Genomic DNA, 23,054 nt, shown 5'->3' with positions numbered 1-23,054 from the left:
CATGCAAGAATTCAGTTTGTGGTGCGATTTTATAGAAAGGGATTTTTTAGAAAACGACTTTTTAAAGCTCATCAATAAGGGGGCTATTTGCGGGGCGACGAGTAACCCTAGTTTGTTTTATGAAGCGATCACAAAAAGCGCGTTTTATAAAGATGAAATCGCTAAACTCAAAGGCCAAAAAGCTAAAGAAATTTATGAAACTTTGGCGCTAAAGGATATTTTACAAGCCTCTAGCGCGTTAATGCCTTTATATGAAAAAGACCCTAACAATGGCTACATTAGCCTAGAAATTGACCCTTTTTTAGAAGATGATGCTATTAAAAGCATTGATGAAGCCAAGCGGTTATTCAAAACATTAAACCGCCCCAATGTGATGATTAAAGTCCCGGCGAGCGAGAGCGGTCTTGAAGTCATTAGCGCTTTAACTAAAGCTTCTATTCCTGTTAATGTAACTTTAGTCTTTTCGCCTAAAATTGCCGGTGGAATCGCTCAAATCTTAGCCAAAGAAGCGCAAAAAAGAGCGGTTATTAGCGTGTTTGTCTCACGATTTGATAAAGAAATAGACCCTTTAGTGCCAAAAAACTTGCAAGCTCAAAGCGGGATTATCAACGCTACCGAGTGCTATTATCAAATCAACCAGCATGCTAATACGCTAACAAGCACCCTTTTTGCATCCACCGGCGTTAAATCCAATTCTTTAGCTAAAGATTATTACATTAAAGTGCTGTGTTTTAAAAACTCTATCAATACAGCCCCCCTAGAGGCTTTAAACGCTTATTTGCTTGACCCAAACACCGAGTATCAAACCCCTTTAAAAATTACAAAAATTGAAGCGTTTAAAAAAGAATTAAAAACGCACAACATTGATTTAGAAAATACCGCTCAAAAACTCCTTAAAGAAGGCTTGATAGCGTTCAAACAATCCTTTGAAAAGCTTTTAAGCAGTTTTTGATTTTTAAGGGTTTTTTGGATAGAATAGGCCCTTATTTTATTTTAAAGGATTGACATGTTAGAAGGCGTTATTAGAGAGAGTATTACTAAAGCTAACGCTAAAGCTTTAAAAAAAGATGGCTATCTAATCGCAAATGTTTATGGGAAGGGTGTTGAAAATGTGAATTGCGCGTTCAAATTAAACCCTTTCATTAAATACCTTAAGGAAAAAAAGCATTTGATTTTTCCGGTGAAATTAGGGGATAAGACTTTTGAAGTCGTGGTTCAAGAATACCAAAAAAACCCTGTTACTAACGAGCTTATCCATGTGGATTTGCTCGCTGTTACTAAAGGCGTGAAGTCTAAGTTTAAAGTCCCCGTTAAACACCAAGGCACTCCGGTGGGCTTGAAAAATAAAGGGATTTTAATGCTCTCTAAAAAGCGTATCAGCGTGGAATGCGCTCCAGAGCATTTGCCCGATCACTATTTAGTGGATGTGGCCCCTTTAGATGTGAATGAGTCTATTTTGGTGCGCGATTTAGAAAAACACGAGAATGTTAAGATCTTAGATCATGATTCTATCGCTGTGATCGGTGTGATTAAAGCGAAGTGATTTTTAGGTGATGACGCTTTTAGTGGGTTTAGGCAACCCTACTTTGCGTTACGCTCACACCAGACACAACGCTGGTTTTGATATTTTAGATTCGCTCGTTAGCGAATTGGATCTTTCTTTCACTTTTTCTCCCAAACACAACGCTTGTTTGTGCGTTTATAAGGATTTTATCTTACTCAAGCCCCAAACTTACATGAATTTAAGCGGCGAGAGCGTTTTAAGCGCTAAAAATTTTTACAAACCCAAAGAGCTTTTAATTGTCCATGACGACTTGGATTTGCCTTTAGGCGTTGTGAGGTTTAAAAAGGGTGGGGGGAATGGAGGGCATAACGGCCTAAAATCCATTGATTTATTGTGTTCTAATTCTTATTACCGCTTGAGGGTGGGGATTTCTAAAGGGATCGGTGTGATTGAGCATGTGCTTTCAAAATTCCACAAAAACGAAGAGCCTTTAAAAAACGCTGTGTTTGAACATGCCAAAAACGCCTTAAAATTTTTTATAGAAAGCCATGATTTTAACGCCATGCAAAATCGTTTCACGCTTAAAAAACCTTTAAAAATAGAAAGTTAAATGCGCTCTATCAAAAATTTCAAGTTTTTATCGTGGTTTGAATAAGGGTTTAAAGTGCGTTTGTTTAGATTTGTTGGATGGTATTATTTCAAATACTTTTTAATCGTGCTTTTGGCTTTGGAATTGTTTTTTGTAGGCATTGACAGCCTAAAATACGCCGATAAAATGCCCGATTCTGCGAACATGATTATTTTATTTTTCACCTATGACATCCTATTCGCCCTCAATTACACCTTGCCCATTTCCTTGCTTTTAGCGATGGTTTTATTTTATATCGCATTCATTAAATCCAACCAATACACCGCCCTGCTCTCCATTGGCTTTTCCAAATGCCAGATTTTAAGCCCTATTTTTTTGATTAGCCTGTTTTTCACGGCTGTTTATGTGGGGTTGAACGCGACTCCTTTTGTGTATATGGAAGAAAAAACGCAAAATTTAATCTATAAAGACAATTCTTTGAGCGTCTCAGAGCATTTGTTAGTGAAATATAACGACGATTACGTGTATTTTGATAAGATTAATCCCTTATTGCAAAAAGCCCAAAATATCAAGGTTTTTCGCCTAAAAGATAAGACTTTGGAATCTTATGCTGAAGCTAAAGAAGCTTTTTTTGAAGACAAGTATTGGATTTTGCATGACACTACTATCTATGAGATGCCCTTGAGTTTTGAACTGGGCAACAACGCCTTAAACACCACGCGTTTAGAAACCTTTAAAACGCTCAAAAATTTCCGCCCTAAAGTTTTAGACACCATTTATCAAAACAAGCCTGCGGTTTCTATCACAGACGCTCTTTTGTCTTTGCATGCTTTAGTGCGCCAAAACGCCGACACGAAAAAAGTGCGCTCGTTTTTGTATGTGTTTGCGATTTTGCCCTTTTTTGTGCCGTTTTTAAGCGTTTTAATCGCTTATTTTTCGCCCAGTCTCGCCCGCTATGAAAACCTGGCTCTTTTAGGGCTAAAGTTTATCATTATCACGCTCGTTGTTTGGGGGCTATTCTTTGCTTTAGGGAAGTTCAGCATTTCAGGGATACTCGTTCCTGAAATAGGCGTTCTATCGCCCTTTTTCGTATTCTTAGCCCTCAGTCTTTGGTATTTTAAAAAGCTTAATAAGAGATTGTAGGATTTATAAACCTATAGCAACTCAAGCTCTCATTAGAGATCTAAATTAAAAGACCTGCAATGCAACATTAACCTAAGACTTATAAAATAACCTAAAAAATTGTTAAGGTTTTTGGTGAGTTCTGTTCAAATCCTATCTAATCTCAATTATCCCAAAGTGATTACCGAAGGGCTGAGGAATTCTTTAAACACTCACATTGCAGTTGCTTTTTTAAAATACAGTGGGGTTGAAGTGATTCAAGATGCCTTGATTAATTCTTTAGAAAAGGGGGCAGAATTTGAGATTATTGTAGGACTTGATTTTAAAACAACCGACTCAAAATCCATACGATTTTTGCTAGACTTAAATAAAACTTATAAAAAATTAAGATTTTATTGCTACGGCGACAAAGAAAATAACAAAACAGATATTGTCTTCCACCCTAAAATTTATATGTTTGACAACGGAAAAGAAAAAACTTCCATTATAGGTAGTGCTAATTTAACCAAAGGAGGGTTGGAGAATAATTTTGAAGTCAATACCATTTTTACAGAAAAGAAACCCTTATATTACACGCAGTTAAACGCTATTTATAATTCTATAAAATATGCAGATAGTCTGTTCACTCCTAATGAAGAGTATTTAGAAAACTATGATGAAGTTTTTAGCGCCATTATTAAAAATGAACAAAAAATCTCAAAAGATAAAATCATTCAAGAAAAGATTAAAAAGATTGAAAAACAAGAAAAATTGCTTCCTGGAACTATCCCCTCTATCAAGGCAATGATAGTAGAATTTATTTTTGCCTGTGAGGAAAAAGGCGTTAAACAAGTAGCATTACAAGATATTTATCAGGCATTAGAAGAGAGAATAAAAAAAGAAGAGTGGGGATACAAATACAAAAGCGATACTTTTAAAAATAGCATTAGGGGCGAACTCAACCACCATCAAAAAGATAGCCATTCAAAACAAGGTTTAGGACTCTTTGAGAGATTGCAAAAAGGTTTTTATGCGCTAACACCAAAAGGGCGTTCGTATAAAGGACGCTAAAGGTATTTATTTTAGACATTACTCAGTCTAGCCTAATTAAACTCTTTGCGAGACTATCTCTATCAATCAAAATAAAGAATTGAAAGAAAAATTTGACTCCAATGAATATATCTTTAGCGATGAAGAATTAGAGCGCATTATAGAAATATCCCCACAACAGCATAAGGACTCATTAGTGGTAATGATAGATTTATCAAAAAAGTAGAAAATAGCATAGAGTTATTGCAACTCAATGACAACCCTAAAGCTTGACAAATCAAGCTTTCAAATCTAAGCTATAAGCCTTGCCTAAAAACCCTACCAAACTTAAAAAGTATAAACATAACGCAAATACATAGAATACTGACGGCGTAAGGTTTGGGTTAAGCTGAAATTGGTTTCTGCTCCGGTGATAGTGGTTGGTTGGCCATTCTCTAGCGGGCCTTGTTTTTTCGCTCTTATAGTAGTAGAGCCTTTAAAAAAGTGATTAGGGAGCGTGGGGATTTTGATGCCAAACTCAATGCCATGGTGTTCAAAAATATTAGTCCTAACGCCCACATTCACTAAAAATTGGAAAATCGTGTGATTCACTTTAGCGTTTAATTTTCCTGTGGTATAGACGCTATTAGGGTTAATCCCCACATTGCAACTCGCCGGCGTCGTGTCCCCGCAAGTGATCGTGCCATCAGCGTTAGTCATGTAAGCGTCAGCGTCGGTATTGACGCCATAAACATACCCGTCCTTAAAATACCCCACACGATTATTGGTCCAAGTGTTACCCGCAAAATTCACGCCTAGAAAAAACCCGGCCGTGGCTTTAGGCTTATCTATAATATTAAAAAGCATGTCTGTGCCAAAACCATAAGTATACATGTCCGCTTTTTGATCGCTCAAATAAAAAGGCGATATAGCGTTAGCGGCTCTGGAGTTAGAGAAATTGGTATGCCCATAATCAAAAAAGCCATAATAGCGCAACCCAAACCACCTTTTTTTACCGACAAAATGCTTATAGCCTGTCATCACGCCTAGCCCATACATCGGCTGGTTACGGCCAGGAATGTTTTTATTGGTGCTAAGCATGGTGCGAGAAGTCCAATTGACCACGCAATTAGCTTTAGTATAGCCTGGCGTTCCTGGCGTCCCTGAAGCTGGCTGACAGCCACCGGTCTGCCCGTCAGGAACTTTGCCATTATCATTGGCTGAAACATCGCCAAAAGGCACTTGAAACAACTCGCCGTTTTTATAAGCGTTTGTCTTTTGATCAGCCCTACCCACTTCCAAGCTAATCCCCACAAACGCGCCATTCTTTTCATGGGCATTTAAGGGGTTTGTCAGCCATAACGAACTCAAAAGAGCGCCTAAAATTACCGAGCCTTTTTTAGAAATATCTAAAGATTGAGCTATCAAAACAGATTCCTTACGATTAAAATTTTTACCAACCATTTTGCAATCTTGCATTCTATTTTTCTTCTTTGTCATAAAATTGAGCATCACTCTCTAGGGTCTCCGCTTAAGTATTACTTTTTTAATTATTTTATTATAGCTAATTGCAATCTTAAAAGTCAAACAAAAACCACCCCTAAAATTCCCATAATAGTGGGATACTTGACAATAAAATCCTTTTATAGTAGATTAGAAACTCTTTAATTTTCCCATGAATAAAGGATTTTAAATGGATGCGATTTATCCTTATGTGTTGGTTGTTCATTTATTGTGCGCCATTATTTTTATTGGCTACTTGTTTTTTGATGGGGTAATTTTCCCTAATGTGAAGAAAATGTTTGGCGAAGAGTTTGCCAATAAAGCGAATACAGGAATCACTCAAAGAGCGATCAAAATCATGCCCTTATGCGTTTTAGGGCTTGTTTTAACAGGGGGCATGATGCTTAGTCAATACATGGGGGGCGATAAAGGTTGGTGTGAAACCCCTTTTCAAAAGATACTCATGCTTAAAGTGATCTTAGCATTAAGCATTTTTCTTTTGGTGCTTTTTTCTTTATCGTGTAAGTTTTTGGGCAAGAAAAACCCTATTGGCAAATATATCCACCCTATCGCTCTAACTTTTGGCTTTTTAATCGCCATTTTAGCCAAAACGATGTGGTTTGTTTAAGAGCGTTTCAACCTCAAAGAGTTTAAAACCACTAAGAGAGAGCTAGCGCTCATGCTCAAACTCGCTATTAAAGGGTTGATGTATCCTAGCATAGCGACTGGGATTAAAATAGCGTTATAAATCAAGCTCAAAACAATGTTTTGCAACACCACTTGATAGACTTTTTGAGCGTTATGAAACGCTTTTTCTAACAAACTCAAATCCTCTTCTAAAAGCAAAATATCGCATGCGCTTTTACTCAAAGCGCTTTTTTCAAACCCTAAAGAAACGCTCGCTTGTTTTAAGGCTAGCGCGTCATTATTGCCATCGCCTATCATCGCGCACACGCCCTTATAAGAGCTGACGATTTGAGCCTTATCTTCAGGGGTCAAATGGGCATGATATTTAGAAATCCCTAATTTTTTCGCGCACTCCTTAACCGAGCTTTCATTATCCCCGCTTAAAATTTCTAATTCTAAACCTTGATTTTGTAAAGCCTGAATGACTTCTTTAGCGTTAGCTTTCAAACGCTCTTCTAAAATGAATAACATGCATAAAGTCTTATTTTTCGCAAAGCCTACCATGATATTAGCGCTCTCTTTAGCCTTTATATTAACCCCCATAGCGTTTAAAAATTTCAAGCTCCCCACTAGTAGGGTTTCATTTTGATAATTCGCTTTTAGGCCATGAGCGAAAAACTCTATCTTTTCTAAATTAACCTCATCGCTATCTAATGTTTTAAGAATCGCATTATGGGCTAAATGCTCTCTCACTTTTAAAAGGCTCTTCAAAAGCCTTTCATCAAATCCTTCATAAATGATTTTTTCTTTTAAAAGGACTTCTTTTTGCGTGAGGGTGCCGGTTTTGTCTATAAAGATTTTTTTCACTTTAGCCAGAGTTTCTAAAAACAACGCTTCTTTAAACACGATCAAAGGGTTTTTAAACACCCCTATCACTAACGCAATGGGCGTAGCTAAAGCGAACGCGCAAGGGCAGCTGATGACTAACACGCTAATACACACCATTAAGGCTTTTTCAAAATTACCCCCCAAACCAAATTGCCATAATAAAAAGCTTACAAAGGCTAAAAACAACACCGCTTTAGAAAAAATATCCGCAATTTTATTCGCGCTGCTCTCAATTAAGGGCTTTTCTAAAAAACTCTTTTTTAAAGTTTCTAACAAACTAGAAAGGCGTGAGTTTTGAAAAGTAGCGCTCACTTGATAGCTAAAAGGCACGCCCACATTCACATAACCCCCTAAAATTGGATCATTAACCTCCAATTCCAAAGGTTTAAACTCCCCGCTGATCAAAGATGCATCCACGCTAGCGTTATTTAAAAGCACGCCATCTAGTGCGATTTTAGCCCCGCTTGGCACCCAAACAACAGAGCCTATCGCCACATCTTTAGGGTGTTTTTCTGTTTGCTTGCCATTTTCTACAACAATCACGCTATGGATTTCATGCGATTCTAGGGCCAGGCATTTTTCATTCGCAAACAGCCTGGCTTTTAATTCCAAAAACTTAGAGCCAAAAACCAGCGTTAAAATCGTGCTGCTCGCTTCAAAATAAGTTTCTTGAGACACCAACATGGCATAAATAGAATAAACAAACGCCGATAACGCCCCAAAAGATACGCTCAAATCCATGCCCAAAACGCCATTTTTTAGCCCATAAAACGCCCCCTTAATGAAAAAACGCCCCACCACCACTAGCACCAACAAGCTTAAAAAGAGCGATACGAGATCCAAATTCCTTTGCATGAGTTTATCCATGCCAGTGCCATAATTCGCACCGCCATAACTTGCGCTACCATAACTAGCGTATTTGGCAATAGCAATAAACATCAAATTCATGGTAGCAAAAAACCCCACGCTTAAAGTGAGCAAGTAGGAGCGTTGCTCTTTTTGGGCTTTCAGAGCGTAATTTTTTGCGTTATAGATTTTAGCCCCATAGCCCAAACTTTCAATTTTTTGAACGATCTCTTTAGGGTCTAAGGACTTGTCAAACACGATTTGTAAATGGTGGGTGGTGAAATTCACGCTCACTTTTTTAACCCCCTTTAAACGCTCTAAAACCTTTTGATTGAGCCACAAGCAAGCGTTACAATGCGTTTTTTCCAGCAAAAGATTGAGGATAAAATCGCTTTTATTGTTTTCTTCAAGGGCCTGTTCTAATTCCAAAGCGCTCATTGAATCTTGGGGCGTTACAGGGGCTAAAGTGGAATCGTTTAATTTGTCATAAAAGCTCTCTAAATTCAAATCCAACAATAACGCATACACCCTAGCACACCCTGTGCAACAAAAATGCAATTCTTTATGGTTGATAGTCTCTTTAAAAAGCTCGCTTTCTTTAAGCTCTAATTGGCAATGCGAACATTTCATTTTTAATCCTTAATCTAAAAGCGCTTTGATAGAATAAGTGTTACAAATTTGATAGATGCTTAAAACTTCTTTGGTGTTGTCGCTTTGGTTTTTGGAATGGTGCGTGATTAAAGGGGGTAAAACTTTTAGAGCGCTTTTGGAATTATTCCTAGCCGCTCCAAGCATCAAATGGGCGTTTTTGTCTTTAAAACTTTGGACAAACCTTAAAGCCTCTAGCGTGAGCTTAACGCTTTTTAAGCTCTCTATGACCAAGCAAAGCGACAAGGCTTCATAGCAAAAAATAAAATACCCTTTAGGTTTTAAGCATTTTTTCACTTTAGCCACCAAAGAAGCGAAGTCTAATTCGCTCTGGTGCCTCGCATGCCCTTTAATTTTGGATTTGATAGAGCCTAAAGCGTAAAAAGGAGGGTTGCACACAATCACATCATACAAAATCGGAGGGTTGAAATCTAAAAAATCGCCCTCAAACACTTGAGCGTTAGAGAATTTAAGGGCGTTTTTTTGGGAGCAAAACGCCATTTTGCTATCCTTTTCCACTAAATGAACGCTCGCTAGCGGGTTGTCTCTAGCACAAAGCAAGCCTAAGATCCCACACCCTGAGCCTATGTCTAAAATCGCACCGCTATTTTTGATAAAAGGGCGTGAAAAATCGTATAAAAAAAGCGAATCGCTATTGTAAGAATAAGCGTTTAAGGGCTGGTATAATCTTAAGAGTTTTCTATCCATAAAAGGGCTTCATTTTCTAAGATTTGCGCATGCAACAACCGCCCCTTAAAAGGGGTTTTTAGAGCGAGCGTATTAAACGCTTCACTAATCATAGATGCATGCGAATGCAAAAGCAATACATCTATTTTGTCCCTCAAGCTCTCAAACAATCCCCACCCCCCTTCAATGAAATTAAACCCTTTCTCTAGGGGTAAATCTTTAGGGTTGTTGAAAATATTAACCAAACGATTAGGTGCAGAAAAAACTTTTGAATGGGGGTTAATTGAACGCTTAGACAAAATAGCGATATTGGGGTTTTTATTGTGATAAAAGCTGCCGCAAAAGCGAGCGTCTAATAAGGGGTTATCCGTTCTTATGGTTTTCCCAGAAATGATGAGAGTGTCGCATATTGCTCGTTGGTTGTGCGTGAAAATAACGCTTTTTTGCCCGGTGATCTTGCCATGGTAATAATCCCCATTCATCCTTAAAGCGAGTTTGAACAAATTAAAACGCCCCTTTTGTTCCATTACCCTAAAAGGCAAGAGCAAGTCTTTAGCCTTGTTTTCTAAATTGTGGCAAATTATTGTTTCAATACAAGCCTTTTGTAGCCTTGCTAAACCCCCTTTTTTAGCTTCGTTTTCTTCTGTGGCAATGACCACCCTTTTAGGCTTTAAAATTTCTAACAATTCGCTGCATGCCGGGGTTTTGCCATAAGAATTGCATGGCTCTAGGGTGATTAAAAAAACGCAGTCTGTAAAAGCGTTATCGTGGCGTGTTTTTAAAAAATCGCTTAAAGTTTTAGGGTCTTCTAATTTTTCTAAATCGTTTTTTAAATGGGGGCGTAAAATCTTTAGCGCTGATTTAGCGGCTAAGACTTCTGCATGCGGGGTTTTGGCTTTTTTGTGGGTTTCTAAACTCAAGATCTCATGGTTTTTATCTAACACCATGCAAGCCACGCTTGGGTTTTCTAAGGCTAGGGTTTGATACTCCCATGCCTTATTCAAGCACATTTCTAATAAACTCTCATAAAGTCTCATGACGGGAAAAAAGGCAAGAGCAAAAAGCCTTTAATCGCTAAAGCGTTGATAATATCCACAAAAAACGCTCCCACTAAAGGCACGACGATAAACGCTACATGCGATGGCCCGTAGTGGTTGGTGATGGTTTGCATATTCACCATAGCCGTTGGGGTCGCTCCAAGCCCAAAACCGCAATGCCCCGCGCACAACACCGCCGCATCATAATCCTTCCCGCATATCCTAAAGGTTACAAGCACCACATAAAGAATCATAACCACCACTTGAACGCTCAAAATAACCGCTAACGGCACAGCGAGTTTTAACAATTCCAATAAATTCACGCTCATTAAAGCGTAGGCTAAAAACAGACTCAAACTCACATTCCCTATGACTGAAACCTCTCTGTCAAACACGCTATGGATTTTAAAAAACGACAAGGTGTTTCTTAAAATAACCCCTACAAACAAGCACCACACAAAAGTCGGTAAAGTGAAGCTTTTAGGCATCAAATGCGATAAAAAAGTCCCCACCAATAAAGCGATCGCAATGAGAGCTAAAGTTTCTACAAAACTGGATGCGGTGATTAGGCGCTGCTCTTTAGGGGTTTCAAAGCCTTTAGACGCTACGCCCTCTAAAGTGTCTTTTTCTTTAGTGTCTTTAGGTTCTAGTTTGTATTTTGAGATCAAATATTTAGCGACAGGCCCTCCAATAATCCCCCCACTCACCAAGCCAAAAGTCGCGCACGCCATGCCCACTTCCAAGCTGGAGCTAAAATTATAAGGCGCTTGGGTGAAAAAATTAGCCCATGCTGCGCTAGTGCCATGCCCTCCCACTAAAGCGATAGACCCCCCCAAAAGCCCCATTAAAGGATTGACCCCTAAAAGGCTAGCGATAGAAACCCCCACCACATTTTGACACACCACAAACCCCGCCACAGCCAGCAAAAAAACCGCAAGCATCTTCCCGCCTTTTTGCAAAGATTTGAAATCCGCGCTCAAACCAATGGTGATAAAAAAAGTCAGCATTAAAGGATCTTTTAAAGAAGAATCAAACTGCAAGCCAAAATGGTAAAACTGACGCGCTAACATGATAAAAAAAGCGACTAAAACCCCGCCCACAACAGGCTCTGGAATATCATAATCTCGTAAAAACTTGACTTTAGAAATCACATAACGCCCCAAGAGTAACACTAAAACCATGCACACCAAAGTGGCATAAATATCCAACTTAATTTCTTGCAAGCTTGCATCCTTATTAATCAAATTTATCTTATTATAATATAATACCCCCCTAAAAGAACGAGATCAGTTAGAAAGTAGGTGTTCCTTGCATACAGTATTACAAATTGGAGCTGGTGGCGTAGGCAGTGTGGTAGCACACAAAATGGGCATGAACAGAGATGTGTTTAAAAATATCATTTTAGCGAGCAGGAGCTTAGACAAATGCTATGCGATTAAAGAAAGCATGCTCAAAAAGGGTTTGGGGGAAATTGGCGTTGAGCAAGTGGATGCTGATGATACGCAAGCCTTAGTCGCTTTAATCCAAAAACACAAGCCTAAAGTCGTTGTTAATGTGGCTTTACCCTATCAAGATTTAACGATCATGCAAGCATGTTTAGAAACTAAAACGCATTACATTGATACCGCCAATTACGAACACCCGGATTTAGCGAAGTTTGAATATAAAGAGCAATGGGCGTTTGATAAGGCTTATAAAGAAGTGGGGATTTTAGGGGTTTTAGGGGCTGGGTTTGATCCGGGCGTGACTAACGCTTATGTCGCTCACGCTCAAAAACACCATTTTGACACTATCCACACTTTAGATATTTTAGATTGTAACGCTGGGGATCACAAACGCCCTTTTGCGACGAATTTTAACCCTGAAATCAATTTGAGAGAAGTCAGCTCTAAAGGGCGTTATTATGAAAACGGCAAATGGATTGAAACCAAGCCTTTAGAAATCAAGCAAGTGTGGGCTTACCCGCAGATTGGCGAAATGGATTCGTATCTTTTATACCATGAAGAATTGGAATCGTTAGTCAAAAACATTAAGGGCTTAAGGAGGGCGAGATTTTTTATGACTTTCTCTCAAAATTATTTAACCCACATGAAATGCTTGGAAAATGTCGGCATGCTAGGCATTAAAGAAATAGAGCATCAAGGCGTAAAAATCGTGCCGATACAATTTTTAAAAACCCTGCTTCCTGATCCGGCCACTCTAGCCAAAGACACCACCGGTAAAACCAACATCGGGTGCTACATGACCGGCATTAAAAACAACCAAGACAAAACGCTCTACATTTACAATGTGTGCGATCATAAAAAATGCTATGAAGAAGTGGGTTCGCAAGCCATAAGCTACACCACCGGCGTGCCAGCGATGTGCGCGGCTAAAATGATTTGCAATGACACTTGGAGCGTGGATCATTTTAGGGCTGGGGTGTTTAACATAGAAGAATTAAACACCGATCCCTTCATGGAAGAATTGATCAAACAAGGCTTGCCTTATGAGGTGATTGAGCGCTAGTTTATTGAACGCTAGTTTTAGGCTTCAATCTTCACTTGGCACAATAAACACCGATTCCCTTTCTATCGTAATATTCTCATCGTCTGCACTATAAGCTTGTATGGTAATAGGGATTAAAGCGTCTTTAGCGCGTTTGTATTCTGTGGCGTTACTCTTTAGGGGTTTTCTTAAAATCACTACCGCTTTAATCTTTTGCCCGGCTTTAATGGCGATAGGATTTAAAGGCTTTTTGATTTGAATGTCTTTTTGCCTTAAAATTTTGAAATAAAACTCATGGTCTTTGTTGTCCGTGTTGTGGAATAAAAACACGTAATCGTTATCCACATACCCACTCGATCGCAATTCATACAGATCGCTGTTGCGGTTAATGTCTAAGAGCATGCGTTCTTTTTTAAACGAAGTGATGGCTAAAAGAGCGATCACAATAGCGATAACCCCCAAATAAGCGATCGTTTTTAAACGCACCAGGCGCACTTTTTGGTGCGTGTTAATGGCGTTAGTTGAAGACCATTGGATGAGTGAAGGGCGCTTGAACTTAGCCATGGTAATGGTGCATGCATCCACGCACTCTAAGCAATTGATGCATTCTAATTGCAAGCCCTTCCTGATGTCAATATGCGTGGGGCAAACCTGCACGCAATGCAAACAATTCACGCATTCGTTTTCTGGGTTGCGCTTTTTGGGGGGTAAGGGGAAGAGATGGCCCTGATTATTATAAAGCACCCCGCCGCGCTTTTCATCATAAATGGGGTTTAAGGTGTCATTGTCATACAACACCGATTGCACCCTAGCGTAAGGGCATAAATAGATGCAAAAACGCTCCGCAACCACCACTATATCAAATAGCACCACAGCCGTGCTAAAAAGCCAAAAACCCATAGCAACAGGGTGATCGCTAGGGTTTTTAAGATACATAAAAAAGTCTTCTGGGGCGATGAAATAAAAGAAAAACAACATCATTAGCCCCGCCACAACAGGAGCGAACAATAAAACGCTCAATACTTTACGGATCTTATAGCTTGGGGTGTTTTTAGGGCTTTCTTGCTTGTTGCTGATCTTTTTATGGAGTTTGAAAATCTTGGTTTCAATCACATCTCTATAAAGCACCCTTAAAAAGGTTTGCGGGCAAGCCCAACCGCACCACACGCGCCCAAGGCTAGTGGTGATGAAAAAAATCCCTATAAAAAGCAAAATAACCATAAAAGGCATGACTTGCAATTCTTCAGCGCTAAAGATCTTGCCTAAAAAATGCAGTTGCTTATGCTCAAAGGAGATCAAAAACAAATGCGCCCCATCAATGCGAACAAAGGGCGTGATTAATAGCGCTAAAGAAATCAATAAAAACCCTATATAACGCTTCAAGCGAAACGATTTTAAAAAATGGCTAGAAGATTCAAGCATTCTCAATATCCTAAAATTTTTAAGCCACTATACCCTAACAACTTAACGCTTTCACTTAAAAAGCAACATGTTATAATGATCGCTATTTTATTTGAAAGGGTATTTATGGAAAGCGTTTTAAATTTCCTAACCAATATCAATGTGATTTTCACCCTTTTGGGCTATTTGATTGGGGGGATTCCTTTTGGCTATGCGTTAATGAAAATCTTTTACGGCATGGATATTACTAAGATTGGATCGGGGGGCATTGGCGCGACGAATGTCTTACGCGCTTTACAAAGTAAGGGCGTGAGTAACGCTAAACAAATGGCCTTATTAGTCTTGATCTTGGATCTCTTCAAAGGCATGTTCGCGGTGTTTTTAAGCAAATTGTTTGGGTTGGATTATAGTTTGCAATGGATGGTCGCTATCGCTAGCATTTTAGGGCATTGTTATTCGCCTTTTTTGAATTTCAATGGAGGTAAGGGCGTTTCTACAATCATGGGTTCTGTGGTGTTGCTCATCCCTATTGAAAGTCTCATCGGTTTAACGGTGTGGTTTTTTGTGGGTAAGGTGCTTAAAATCTCTTCACTCGCTAGCATTCTAGGGGTAGGCACAGCGACTGTTCTTATCTTTTTTATCCCTTATATGCATATCCCAGACAGCGTCAATATCCTTAAAGAAGTCGGCACGCAAACGCCTATGGTGCTTATTTTTATTTTTACCCTTATCAAGCATGCGGGCAATATTTTTAATTTATTAGCCGGCAAGGAAAAGAAAGTCTTATGAAAACTAAACAAGGCGTTCATGTCCATAACTTCGTGTTTGAAACGATTTTGGGGATTTTAGAATTTGAACGCTTAAAACCCCAAAAAATAAGCGTGGATTTGGATCTTTTCTACACGCAATTACCCAACAAGGCTTATTTAGACTACATGGAAATCCAAGAGCTTATTCAAAAGATGATGCAAGAAAAACAATACCTTCTCATTGAAGACGCCCTGAAAGATTTAAGCCAAATTTTAAAAACGCGCTACAAGGAGATCACTGAACTTTATTTGAAAATCAGCAAGTTAGAAATTTCTCCCAATTCTCAAGTGGGAGCGAGCGTGAAAATTTGCTATGAAAGCAATCTTTAGCCTCTTTTTTCTCCTTATTGTTTTAAAAGCGCACCCCATAAACCCTTTACTAGAGCCGCTATATTTCCCCAGTTACGCGCAATTTTTAAATTTAGAACCTCATTTTATCGTTAAAAAAAAGCGCGCTTATAGACCCTTTCAATGGGGGAATACCATCATTATCAAACGCCATGACTTAGAAGAACGCCAGAGCAACCAGCCAAGCGATATTTTCCGCCAAAACGCTGAAATCAATGTGTCTTCTCAAACTTTTTTAAGAGGAATGAGCAGCGCTTCTTCATGAATAGCGTTTGATTCAACCGCTCAATAATCAACCACTCAATAAAATGCTAAAACTTTTTTTAATCACATTTTTCTTGGTATTTTCTTAATCCTAAAACAAATTTAAGGTATTATTAAATAGAATAATGTAATAATAACCTTAGGTTTAAAACTTGACTAAATTTTTAGAAAAAAGTAAATAAAAAGGCTAAAAGAAATGCTTAGAAATAAATTTCGTATCGTGTTTGTCTCTTGTATTGTCGCTAGCAGCTTGCAAGCTCAAGAAAAAACCCACACTTTGGGTAAGGTAACCACTAAGGGTGAAAGGACTTTTGAATACAACAATAAAATGTATATTGACAGAAAAGAGCTCCAACAACGCCAAAGCAACCAGATCCGTGATATTTTTAGGACTAGAGCGGATGTGAATGTGGCTAGTGGGGGCTTAATGGCGCAAAAAATCTATGTTAGGGGGATTGAGAGCCGTCTCTTAAGGGTAACGATGGATGGCGTCGCTCAAAATGGTAACATTTTCCACCATGACGCTAACACGGTGATCGATCCCAACATGATTAAAGAAGTGGAAGTGATTAAGGGAGCAGCAAACGCTTCAGCAGGCCCTGGCGCGGTGGCAGGTAAATTGTCTTTCACCACGATTGACGCTAACGACTTCTTAAGAAAAAATCAAACTTATGGGGCTAAAGCGGAAGCGGCCTTTTATACCAACTTCGGGTACCGCATGAACGCCACTGCAGCCTATCGTGGGAAGAATTGGGACATTCTAGCTTATTACAACCATCAAAATATTTTTTACTATAGAGATGGGAACAACGCTTTTAGGAATGTCTTCCACCCTAACTACGATTTACAAGATCCAAGCAATAGCGAAATGAGCGTAGGGACTCCGAGTGAAGTCAATAGCGTTTTAGCTAAAATTAATGGCTATATCAACGAAACCGATAGCATCAGCGTGAGCTACAACCTCACACGAGACAATTCTACAAGGCTTTTACGGCCTAACACCACTTCAGCCCTCTCCAAAGCCAACGACCCAGGAAGTCAGCCAGCCCCCTTTGTGATTGACTTTGGGAAAGAATTAGCCCATACCATTAACTTCAACCACAATTTGAGCTTGAAATACAAGCATGAAGGCGGCCCTAATTTTAACCAGCCGCGCGTTGAATCCACCGCCTTTTTAGGGGTAAGGGGGGGCAATTATAACCCTGTGGTGAATCCTTTCGCTTACAATTCTAACGAGCCAGCCAACCCGGATTATATCCCTGAAGTGAAAGAGTGGTGTAATAATCCGGATAATATCAGCCAATGCACGCAAGGGGCTATCAGGCCTTCTAATGGAGGGTATCAAATAGGCTATGGCGCGCCTAACTCTATTAATTGGCAAGGGGATAGCGATTCTAGTGGAGGGGTGCAAGCAGGGTATGGGCAACTTAGCGCTACCATGCTTTCTGCAAGCGCGAATGTTTATCATGGGCTTGTCCCTAAAAATCCTGATTATGACATGACCCCCCCTAACGCTCAAAACCCTAGTGCGAACGATTGGACATTAGGGAATGCGGACGCTGAGGGCACTTTAGCCAGAAGGATTTTCTTAATCAACTCAGGCGTTAATTTTAAAGTAACCCACCCCATTAGCGAAGATTATGGGAATGTGTTTGAATACGGCATGATTTATCAAAACCTGAGCGTTTTCTCTGGACTGGATAAAGGCAAAAACGGCTATTATAAAAACAATATTGATCCTAACGACCCTAACGGGCCGGGCTTGCCTTACCGCCATTACTACACCGATCAAAGCTCTCAATACCCTCAAAATCTCAACACCCCTAACCCGCTCTATCGTAACATGCCCCAAAATTCGCATGCGATCGGTAATATCATCGGAGGGTTTATGCAAGCGAACTACAATATTTTAAGCAATGTGATCGTGGGTGCGGGAACTCGTTATGATATTTACACCTTGCTAGACAAAAACGGCCGCACGCATGTAACTTCTGGTTTCTCGCCTTCTGCAACCGTGCTTTATAACCCCATTGAAAGCATCGGCTTGAAAGTGAGCTATGCGTATGTAACTAAGGGGGCTTTGCCTGGCGATGGCGTTTTGATGCGCGATCCTACGGTGATTTATCAAAGGAACTTACGACCTGCGATCGGTCAAAATGTGGAATTCAATGTGGATTTCAACAGCAAGTATTTCAATGTGCGCGGGGCAGCGTTCTATCAAGTCATCAATAACTTCATCAACAGCTATGGGCAAGACACTTCTAAAAATGGTGGAGGTAACGCGACCGCAAAAAACATGTCAGGGAATTTACCCGAAACCATTAACATTTATGGTTATGAAGTTTCAGGGAATGTGAGGTATAAGAATTTCTTAGGGACTTTCTCAGTGGCTCGCTCTTGGCCAACGGCTAGGGGGCATTTATTAGCGGACACTTACGCTCTAGCTGCAACGACTGGGAATGTGTTTATCTTAAAAGCCGATTATGATGTTCGCAGATGGGGGCTTACTTTAACCTGGCTCTCACGCTTTGTAACTAACATGTATTATGAGGGCTATTCTATCTATTACCCGCAATACGGCTTGATCAAAATCCATAAACCCGGGTATGGCGTGCATAATATCTTTATCAACTGGACTCCGCCTTCTAAAAAATGGCAGGGTTTAAGGATTTCAGCCGTGTTTAATAATATCTTAAACAAGCAATATGTGGATCAAACTTCTGTGTTTCAAGCGAGTGCGGACGCTCCAGCGAGCGATATGATCCCAAAAGGTAAGCGCATGGCGCTCCCGGCTCCTGGATTTAACGCGCGTTTTGAGGTATCCTATCAGTTCTAAAATGAAAGAAATCTTAGGATTTCTTTTTGAATTTTAAACATGGAAACAAACATGAAAAAGCCTTATAGAAACCGCCAAACTCTATGGAAAAAGTTCCGATCGCTCAATAAGCTCATTAAGACGCTCTTAAGGATTTTAAAAAAGTAGTTTTATCAAAAATTTAGCGGGTTTAGTTTAAAATAACGCTTATTTTAGCTCTCAAAAAAGGAACCAAACGCGCTCATCATGGCTAACATCACGACTAAAGAAACGCTCCTAATAACCCCGGATCTGTTGAAAAGCCCTTATCAAAAAATCATCAATGCGAGCGCGAGCGTTTTTGATGAAAAGCATGGGCGATCGTTTTTTAGCCCACAATTTTATGAAAAAATTGAACCTTATTTAAAAGAAGTTTTAACCCAACCCATTGATTTAGAATGCGATCTCAACACCGCTAAAAAAAAGAACCGCTTAACCCCTTTAAAACAGCTTTTTAAGGTGTGCTTTGGCACTGAAGAAATTTTAATTGTCAATAACAACACCAGTGCGATATTCCTCATCGCCAACGCTTTAGCGCAAGAAAAAGAAATCGTTGTTTCTTATGGCGAATTAGTGGGGGGGGATTTTAACCTTAAAGATATTTTATTGAGTAGTGGGGCTAGGCTGCATTTAGTGGGGAATACCAGTCGCGCTTATTTAAGGGATTACCGCTTAGCCTTGAATGAAAACAGCAAAATGCTCTTTAAAACCCACAACCCCACTTTCAAAAAAGACACGCCTTTTAAAGATTTGCAAACTCTGGCTAAAGAGCATGATTTGATAGATTATTACAATTTAGGGGATGTGGATTTGTTAAACAGAACGGCTTTAGAAGAGGTTTTAGCCCTAAAACCATCGCTTTTAAGCTTTAGCGCAGATAAATCCTTTAACAGCGTTCAAGCCGGTATTATTATGGGGCAAAAAGAATGGGTTGAAGCGTTAAAAAACCACCCCCTTTATAGAGCCTTGAGAGCGGATAAAATCACGCTCACTTTGCTTTTTCACAGCCTAAACGCATGGGTCAATCATCAAGAAGAAATCACAATCCATGTGCTACTAAACCAAACTAAAGACGCGTTATTGCAAAAAGCCTTGAAACTCTACGCCCTTTTAAAGCCTTTAGAATTGAACGTGAGCATAGCCTCTAGCTTTTCTAAAATAGGGAATTTGTTTGGTAGGGAATTGGAATCCTTTTGCGTGAAAATCCAATCCAAAAACACCCGTGCTTTAAATAGTGAGAAACTTTATTTAAAGCTTTTCCAAAAAGGCGTTATTACAAGGATTTCATGCGAATTCGTGTGCTTTGAAGTCTTTAGCTTGAATGAAAAAGATTTTGAAAAAATCGCTCTGGTTTTAGAAGAAATTCTTAATAAGGCTTAAAAATTCGCTATAATAAAATTTCTTTTAAACATGCCATATCCCCCACAAAACGCTAGAGAATGATAGAAAACGATAGAAAATCAATTTAAAGGAACTTAAGAATGGAAAAAATCAGTGATCTTATAGAATGCATTGCGTATGAAAAAAATTTGCCTAAAGAGATGATTTCAAAAGTGATTCAAGGCTGTTTGTTAAAAATGGTGCAAAATGAGTTAGACCCCCTAGCGCGCTACTTGGTGGTTGAAGAAAACAAGCAGCTCCAGCTTATCCAGTTGGTAGAAGTTTTAGAAGATGATGATGAAAGATTGGTTAACGACCCTTCTAAATACATCAGTTTGTCTAAAGCCAAAGAAATGGATCCAAGCGTCAAGATTAAAGACGAATTGTCTTACAGCTTGAGTTTGGAGAACATGAAGCAAGGAGCGATCAACCGCCTTTTTAAAGATTTGCAATACCAGTTAGAAAAAGCCTTAGAAGACAGCCACTTTGAAGCGTTTCAAAAGCGTCTTAACAGCGTTTTAATGGGGCAAGTGATTTTAGTGGATCACAATCAAAACACCTTTATTGAGATTGAGCAGCAATTTCAAGGCGTTCTTTCCATGCGCCATCGCATCAAGGGCGAGAGTTTTAAGATAGGCGATAGCATTAAAGCGGTTTTAACGCAAGTCAAACGCACGAAAAAAGGCTTACTCTTAGAGCTGAGCCGCACCACCCCTAAAATGCTTGAAGCTTTGTTGGAATTGGAAGTCCCTGAAATTAAAGATAAAGAAATTGAAATCATCCATTGCGCGCGAATCCCAGGCAACAGAGCGAAAGTGAGCTTTTTTTCCCATAACGCTAGGATTGACCCTATAGGTGCGGCCGTGGGGGTTAAGGGCGTGCGCATCAATGCGATCAGTAACGAATTGAATAAAGAAAATATTGATTGCATAGAGTATTCTAATGTGCCTGAAATTTATATCACTCTCGCGCTCGCTCCAGCCAAAATTTTAAGCGTTGAAATTAAAAAAATCCCCATAGAAGAATTGAATGCTGAAGAAAAAGAATCCATTCAAGAGCGTTTCATTGTCAATAACCATTTGCAAAAGGCTAAGGTGCGTTTATTGGACATTGAAAAATCTAAGGCTATCGGTAAAGGCGGAGTGAATGTGTGCCTAGCATCCATGCTTACAGGCTATCACATAGAGTTTGAAACCATTCCTAGCGTCAAAGAAAACGCAGAAAATGAAAGCGAAAAAGAAACGCCAAAAGTAGGGGTAGAAGCTTTAGAGTCTTTGTTTAAGAATTGAAATGATTTCTGTGAAACTTATTGAGTTCTTAATCAAAAGGACTTTAAGCTAAGAGCGGTGTTAAATAAGCGCGTGATTGAATTTCTTAAGGCTAAATTTGAAAGAAATAATTTAGGTTTTTCAATGAGTGTTGAGATTTTCAAAATTGCAAAAAACACTCAATTAAGAAAAATTTGCATCAAATTTTATTGGAATGGACGCAAAAAATGGGTTGGGTTGAATTAAAAATATTTAGAAGCTAATCTTTGTATTATATGCAATTCTCCACAAAAACCAATCACAAACAGAATTGCAACTACTAGATTAAACCGAAACATAGATTTTTTGCAAAAATTTTCTTGTTTATCTTTTTTCTCTTTTGGTAAGGATATTTTTGATAAAAAAGAAAAAAGCAGATACAAAATATTCCCAAAAAATAAAGCTATAAAAGCCATAACAAAAACCAAACGATAGGCGTTCGCTTTGTCAATATTTGATAAAACAGAAGTGGAAAACGCCAATCCTGCAACAAATGTTAAAACAATAGAGGCAAAAATACCTAAAATTGTTATGTATTGTGTTTGTTGCTTATTCAATTCTTCGCTTAATTTTTTATAGTTTTTATTTAGATCATCTTCCAACTTATTAGAAACATCTTTAACTCTACTCATTTTCTCATTAAAATCTTGCAGTCTGATACACTCTAAATTCATGTGATCATAAAGCTTTTCTAATTTTGGTTTAATGCTTTCAACTTCTTTGTTATCTTGAATCTCTTTGAGTGTCCTTATATTTTGTGTGAGCGTCATAAAGGCTTGCTCTCTATCCCTTGTGGAATTTAAAATAATAGTTGTAATTTTTGAGTATTTATACCTGTATTCTCCTTGATAGATTTCTTTGAGATCTTTGATGATTTGATCTGTTTGGCTAGACAAATCCCCCTTTTCACACAGCGATACAATAATTTCTTCTAGCTTTTTATCTTTATCTTCTTCTTTAGTTTCCATTTGTTTGTTTGGCTTCTTGTCTGATCAAATCTTTACTAATGATTTCTTTTCTATCTTCTTTGAAGCTTTTATGCCAAGCGCCATCTTCTTTATGACTCTCTTTCACTAAATCCCAATAGGATTTTTTGCTGCATTTTTCTATGGAGTGGTTGATGGTTTCAAGTTCATCTTTTCTAAGATTTTGTGAGAGCGTTTCTTCTTTGGGTTTGTCAATGGAATTGGCACCATAATTGCGGTATTCATAATACACTTCCCTTGCAACAGGCCCGTATTTCCAAGCTTCAAAATCATCAGAAACTAGGTGTTTGTCAAACTTTTTGATATAATCAAGCTCTGTGAAATACAAAGTTTTTTGCAATTCTAAGTTACTCAATTCTTTGTTTGAATGCTTAAGAATATATTTTGCTAGTTCCAAAGTATTGACCATTAATACCTCCTAGTCAGTTTTTGCTAATTTTAACTAAATATTGTTAACTTTTCTAACCATTTCTTTTTCAATGATTTTAATCTCTTGAATTTCTTAAAGCTAATTCTAGAGAAATAATTCAAGTTTTTTTTCAATGGATATTTAGCCTTTCAAAATAGCAAAAATCAATTGATGGTTCAACTAATGAGCTATTTCACATATTAAGGGAATTTAGTAACCTTTTTAATTTATTTTTGAAATTCTTTTTTGATGAATGAAACCCTTTTTTTTGACAATTCACTCCAACCATTGCAATTTTTTAGTGCATTTTCGTTTTCAACTCTCAATACTTCATATGCAAAAAGCCAAAA

21 protein-coding genes and 1 pseudogene are annotated in these 23,054 nt (G+C 38.7%); 14 read left to right on the top strand and 8 right to left on the bottom strand.

The genetic code is table 11. The annotated features are described in order from the left end of the window. Position 1: 1 nt before the first annotated feature. From tal to QU01_RS08370, 6 genes and pseudogenes are all read left to right on the top strand, one after another. A complete protein-coding gene (gene tal / locus QU01_RS04240) occupies positions 2-952 on the top strand; it encodes a transaldolase (protein WP_033762473.1) in 951 nt (316 codons plus the stop codon). Positions 953-1,006: 54 nt separating this feature from the next. Further along, on the top strand, positions 1,007-1,543 hold the full coding sequence (locus QU01_RS04235) for a 50S ribosomal protein L25/general stress protein Ctc (RefSeq protein ID WP_000889347.1): 537 nt from the start codon (positions 1,007-1,009) through the stop codon (positions 1,541-1,543). 10 nt (positions 1,544-1,553) lie between these two features. Then, positions 1,554-2,114, top strand: coding sequence for an aminoacyl-tRNA hydrolase (gene pth / locus QU01_RS04230; protein ID WP_000173972.1), 561 nt, complete (start codon positions 1,554-1,556; stop codon positions 2,112-2,114). A gap of 54 nt (positions 2,115-2,168) precedes the next feature. Next, the gene (locus tag QU01_RS04225; protein WP_033762475.1) at positions 2,169-3,236 is read left to right on the top strand and encodes an LptF/LptG family permease; all 1,068 of its coding nucleotides are present in this window, start codon (positions 2,169-2,171) and stop codon (positions 3,234-3,236) included. Between the two features lie 114 nt (positions 3,237-3,350). Continuing rightward, on the top strand, positions 3,351-4,265 hold the full coding sequence (locus QU01_RS04220) for a phospholipase D-like domain-containing protein (protein ID WP_033762476.1): 915 nt from the start codon (positions 3,351-3,353) through the stop codon (positions 4,263-4,265). A 58-nt stretch (positions 4,266-4,323) separates the two neighbouring features. Beyond that, positions 4,324-4,434 (top strand): annotated as a pseudogene (locus QU01_RS08370) (restriction endonuclease); the annotation flags it as partial. 137 nt (positions 4,435-4,571) lie between these two features. Here the strand turns inward: QU01_RS08370 and QU01_RS04210 are convergent. Continuing rightward, positions 4,572-5,735: an outer membrane protein gene (locus QU01_RS04210; protein ID WP_195742654.1), complete on the bottom strand. Its 1,164-nt coding sequence runs from the start codon at positions 5,733-5,735 to the stop codon at positions 4,572-4,574. Positions 5,736-5,916: 181 nt separating this feature from the next. On the opposite strand from QU01_RS04210, the gene QU01_RS04205 reads away from it, so the two are divergent. Then, positions 5,917-6,354 (top strand): CopD family copper resistance protein, encoded by a 438-nt coding sequence (locus QU01_RS04205; protein WP_000338876.1) that lies wholly within the window; start codon positions 5,917-5,919, stop codon positions 6,352-6,354. On the opposite strand, the gene QU01_RS04200 is transcribed toward QU01_RS04205, so the two are convergent. From QU01_RS04200 to gltS, 4 genes are read right to left on the bottom strand one after another with little or no spacing between them, the layout of a single operon-like run. Continuing rightward, complete coding sequence (locus QU01_RS04200) at positions 6,351-8,717, bottom strand: heavy metal translocating P-type ATPase (protein WP_033762480.1); 2,367 nt, start codon at positions 8,715-8,717, stop codon at positions 6,351-6,353. The two genes, QU01_RS04205 and QU01_RS04200, sit on opposite strands and share 4 nt — an antisense overlap. A gap of 9 nt (positions 8,718-8,726) precedes the next feature. Continuing rightward, on the bottom strand, positions 8,727-9,443 hold the full coding sequence (locus tag QU01_RS04195) for a tRNA1(Val) (adenine(37)-N6)-methyltransferase (protein ID WP_033762482.1): 717 nt from the start codon (positions 9,441-9,443) through the stop codon (positions 8,727-8,729). Beyond that, on the bottom strand, positions 9,425-10,459 hold the full coding sequence (locus QU01_RS04190) for a bifunctional diaminohydroxyphosphoribosylaminopyrimidine deaminase/5-amino-6-(5-phosphoribosylamino)uracil reductase (protein ID WP_033762484.1): 1,035 nt from the start codon (positions 10,457-10,459) through the stop codon (positions 9,425-9,427). Before QU01_RS04190 ends, QU01_RS04195 begins: the two co-directional genes overlap by 19 nt. Next, a complete protein-coding gene (gltS, locus tag QU01_RS04185) occupies positions 10,456-11,682 on the bottom strand; it encodes a sodium/glutamate symporter (RefSeq protein ID WP_033762486.1) in 1,227 nt (408 codons plus the stop codon). The genes QU01_RS04190 and gltS overlap by 4 nt, the downstream gene beginning before the upstream one ends. 85 nt (positions 11,683-11,767) lie before the next feature. Between gltS and QU01_RS04180 the strand changes: the two genes are divergently transcribed. Next, positions 11,768-12,967 carry a saccharopine dehydrogenase family protein gene (locus QU01_RS04180; protein ID WP_033762488.1) on the top strand — a complete coding sequence of 400 codons (1,200 nt, stop codon included), beginning with the start codon at positions 11,768-11,770 and terminating at the stop codon, positions 12,965-12,967. Between the two features lie 24 nt (positions 12,968-12,991). On the opposite strand, the gene ccoG is transcribed toward QU01_RS04180, so the two are convergent. Continuing rightward, positions 12,992-14,368, bottom strand: a complete 1,377-nt coding sequence (gene ccoG / locus QU01_RS04175; RefSeq protein ID WP_033762489.1) for a cytochrome c oxidase accessory protein CcoG — start codon at positions 14,366-14,368, stop codon at positions 12,992-12,994. 105 nt (positions 14,369-14,473) lie between these two features. On the opposite strand from ccoG, the gene plsY reads away from it, so the two are divergent. The 6 genes from plsY to nusA all read left to right on the top strand — a co-directional run bounded on the left by plsY (position 14,474) and on the right by nusA (position 21,291). Continuing rightward, positions 14,474-15,136, top strand: coding sequence for a glycerol-3-phosphate 1-O-acyltransferase PlsY (gene plsY / locus QU01_RS04170; protein WP_001875223.1), 663 nt, complete (start codon positions 14,474-14,476; stop codon positions 15,134-15,136). Further along, the gene (locus QU01_RS04165) at positions 15,133-15,486 is read left to right on the top strand and encodes a dihydroneopterin aldolase (protein WP_033762491.1); all 354 of its coding nucleotides are present in this window, start codon (positions 15,133-15,135) and stop codon (positions 15,484-15,486) included. The genes plsY and QU01_RS04165 overlap by 4 nt, the downstream gene beginning before the upstream one ends. Beyond that, positions 15,470-15,769, top strand: coding sequence for a hypothetical protein (locus tag QU01_RS04160; RefSeq protein WP_033762493.1), 300 nt, complete (start codon positions 15,470-15,472; stop codon positions 15,767-15,769). The genes QU01_RS04165 and QU01_RS04160 overlap by 17 nt, the downstream gene beginning before the upstream one ends. 195 nt (positions 15,770-15,964) lie before the next feature. Beyond that, positions 15,965-18,604, top strand: coding sequence for a TonB-dependent receptor (locus tag QU01_RS04155; protein ID WP_033762495.1), 2,640 nt, complete (start codon positions 15,965-15,967; stop codon positions 18,602-18,604). 225 nt (positions 18,605-18,829) lie between these two features. Beyond that, positions 18,830-20,002: an aminotransferase class V-fold PLP-dependent enzyme gene (locus QU01_RS04150; protein ID WP_033762498.1), complete on the top strand. Its 1,173-nt coding sequence runs from the start codon at positions 18,830-18,832 to the stop codon at positions 20,000-20,002. A gap of 101 nt (positions 20,003-20,103) precedes the next feature. Further along, the gene (gene nusA / locus QU01_RS04145; RefSeq protein WP_033762500.1) at positions 20,104-21,291 is read left to right on the top strand and encodes a transcription termination factor NusA; all 1,188 of its coding nucleotides are present in this window, start codon (positions 20,104-20,106) and stop codon (positions 21,289-21,291) included. Between the two features lie 221 nt (positions 21,292-21,512). Here the strand turns inward: nusA and QU01_RS04140 are convergent, their stop codons facing one another. Both QU01_RS04140 and QU01_RS04135 read right to left on the bottom strand, forming a co-directional pair. After that, the gene (locus QU01_RS04140) at positions 21,513-22,277 is read right to left on the bottom strand and encodes a UbiA prenyltransferase family protein (RefSeq protein WP_033762502.1); all 765 of its coding nucleotides are present in this window, start codon (positions 22,275-22,277) and stop codon (positions 21,513-21,515) included. After that, complete coding sequence (locus QU01_RS04135) at positions 22,267-22,704, bottom strand: Panacea domain-containing protein (RefSeq protein WP_033762503.1); 438 nt, start codon at positions 22,702-22,704, stop codon at positions 22,267-22,269. The genes QU01_RS04140 and QU01_RS04135 overlap by 11 nt, the downstream gene beginning before the upstream one ends. Positions 22,705-23,054 lie beyond the last annotated feature (350 nt).

The organism is Helicobacter pylori SA221C, from assembly GCF_000476855.1.
Classification (GTDB): Bacteria; Campylobacterota; Campylobacteria; order Campylobacterales; family Helicobacteraceae; genus Helicobacter; species Helicobacter pylori_DK.
Note: the sequence above shows the minus strand (reverse complement) of the source record. Positions and strands in the feature narration are given on the sequence as shown.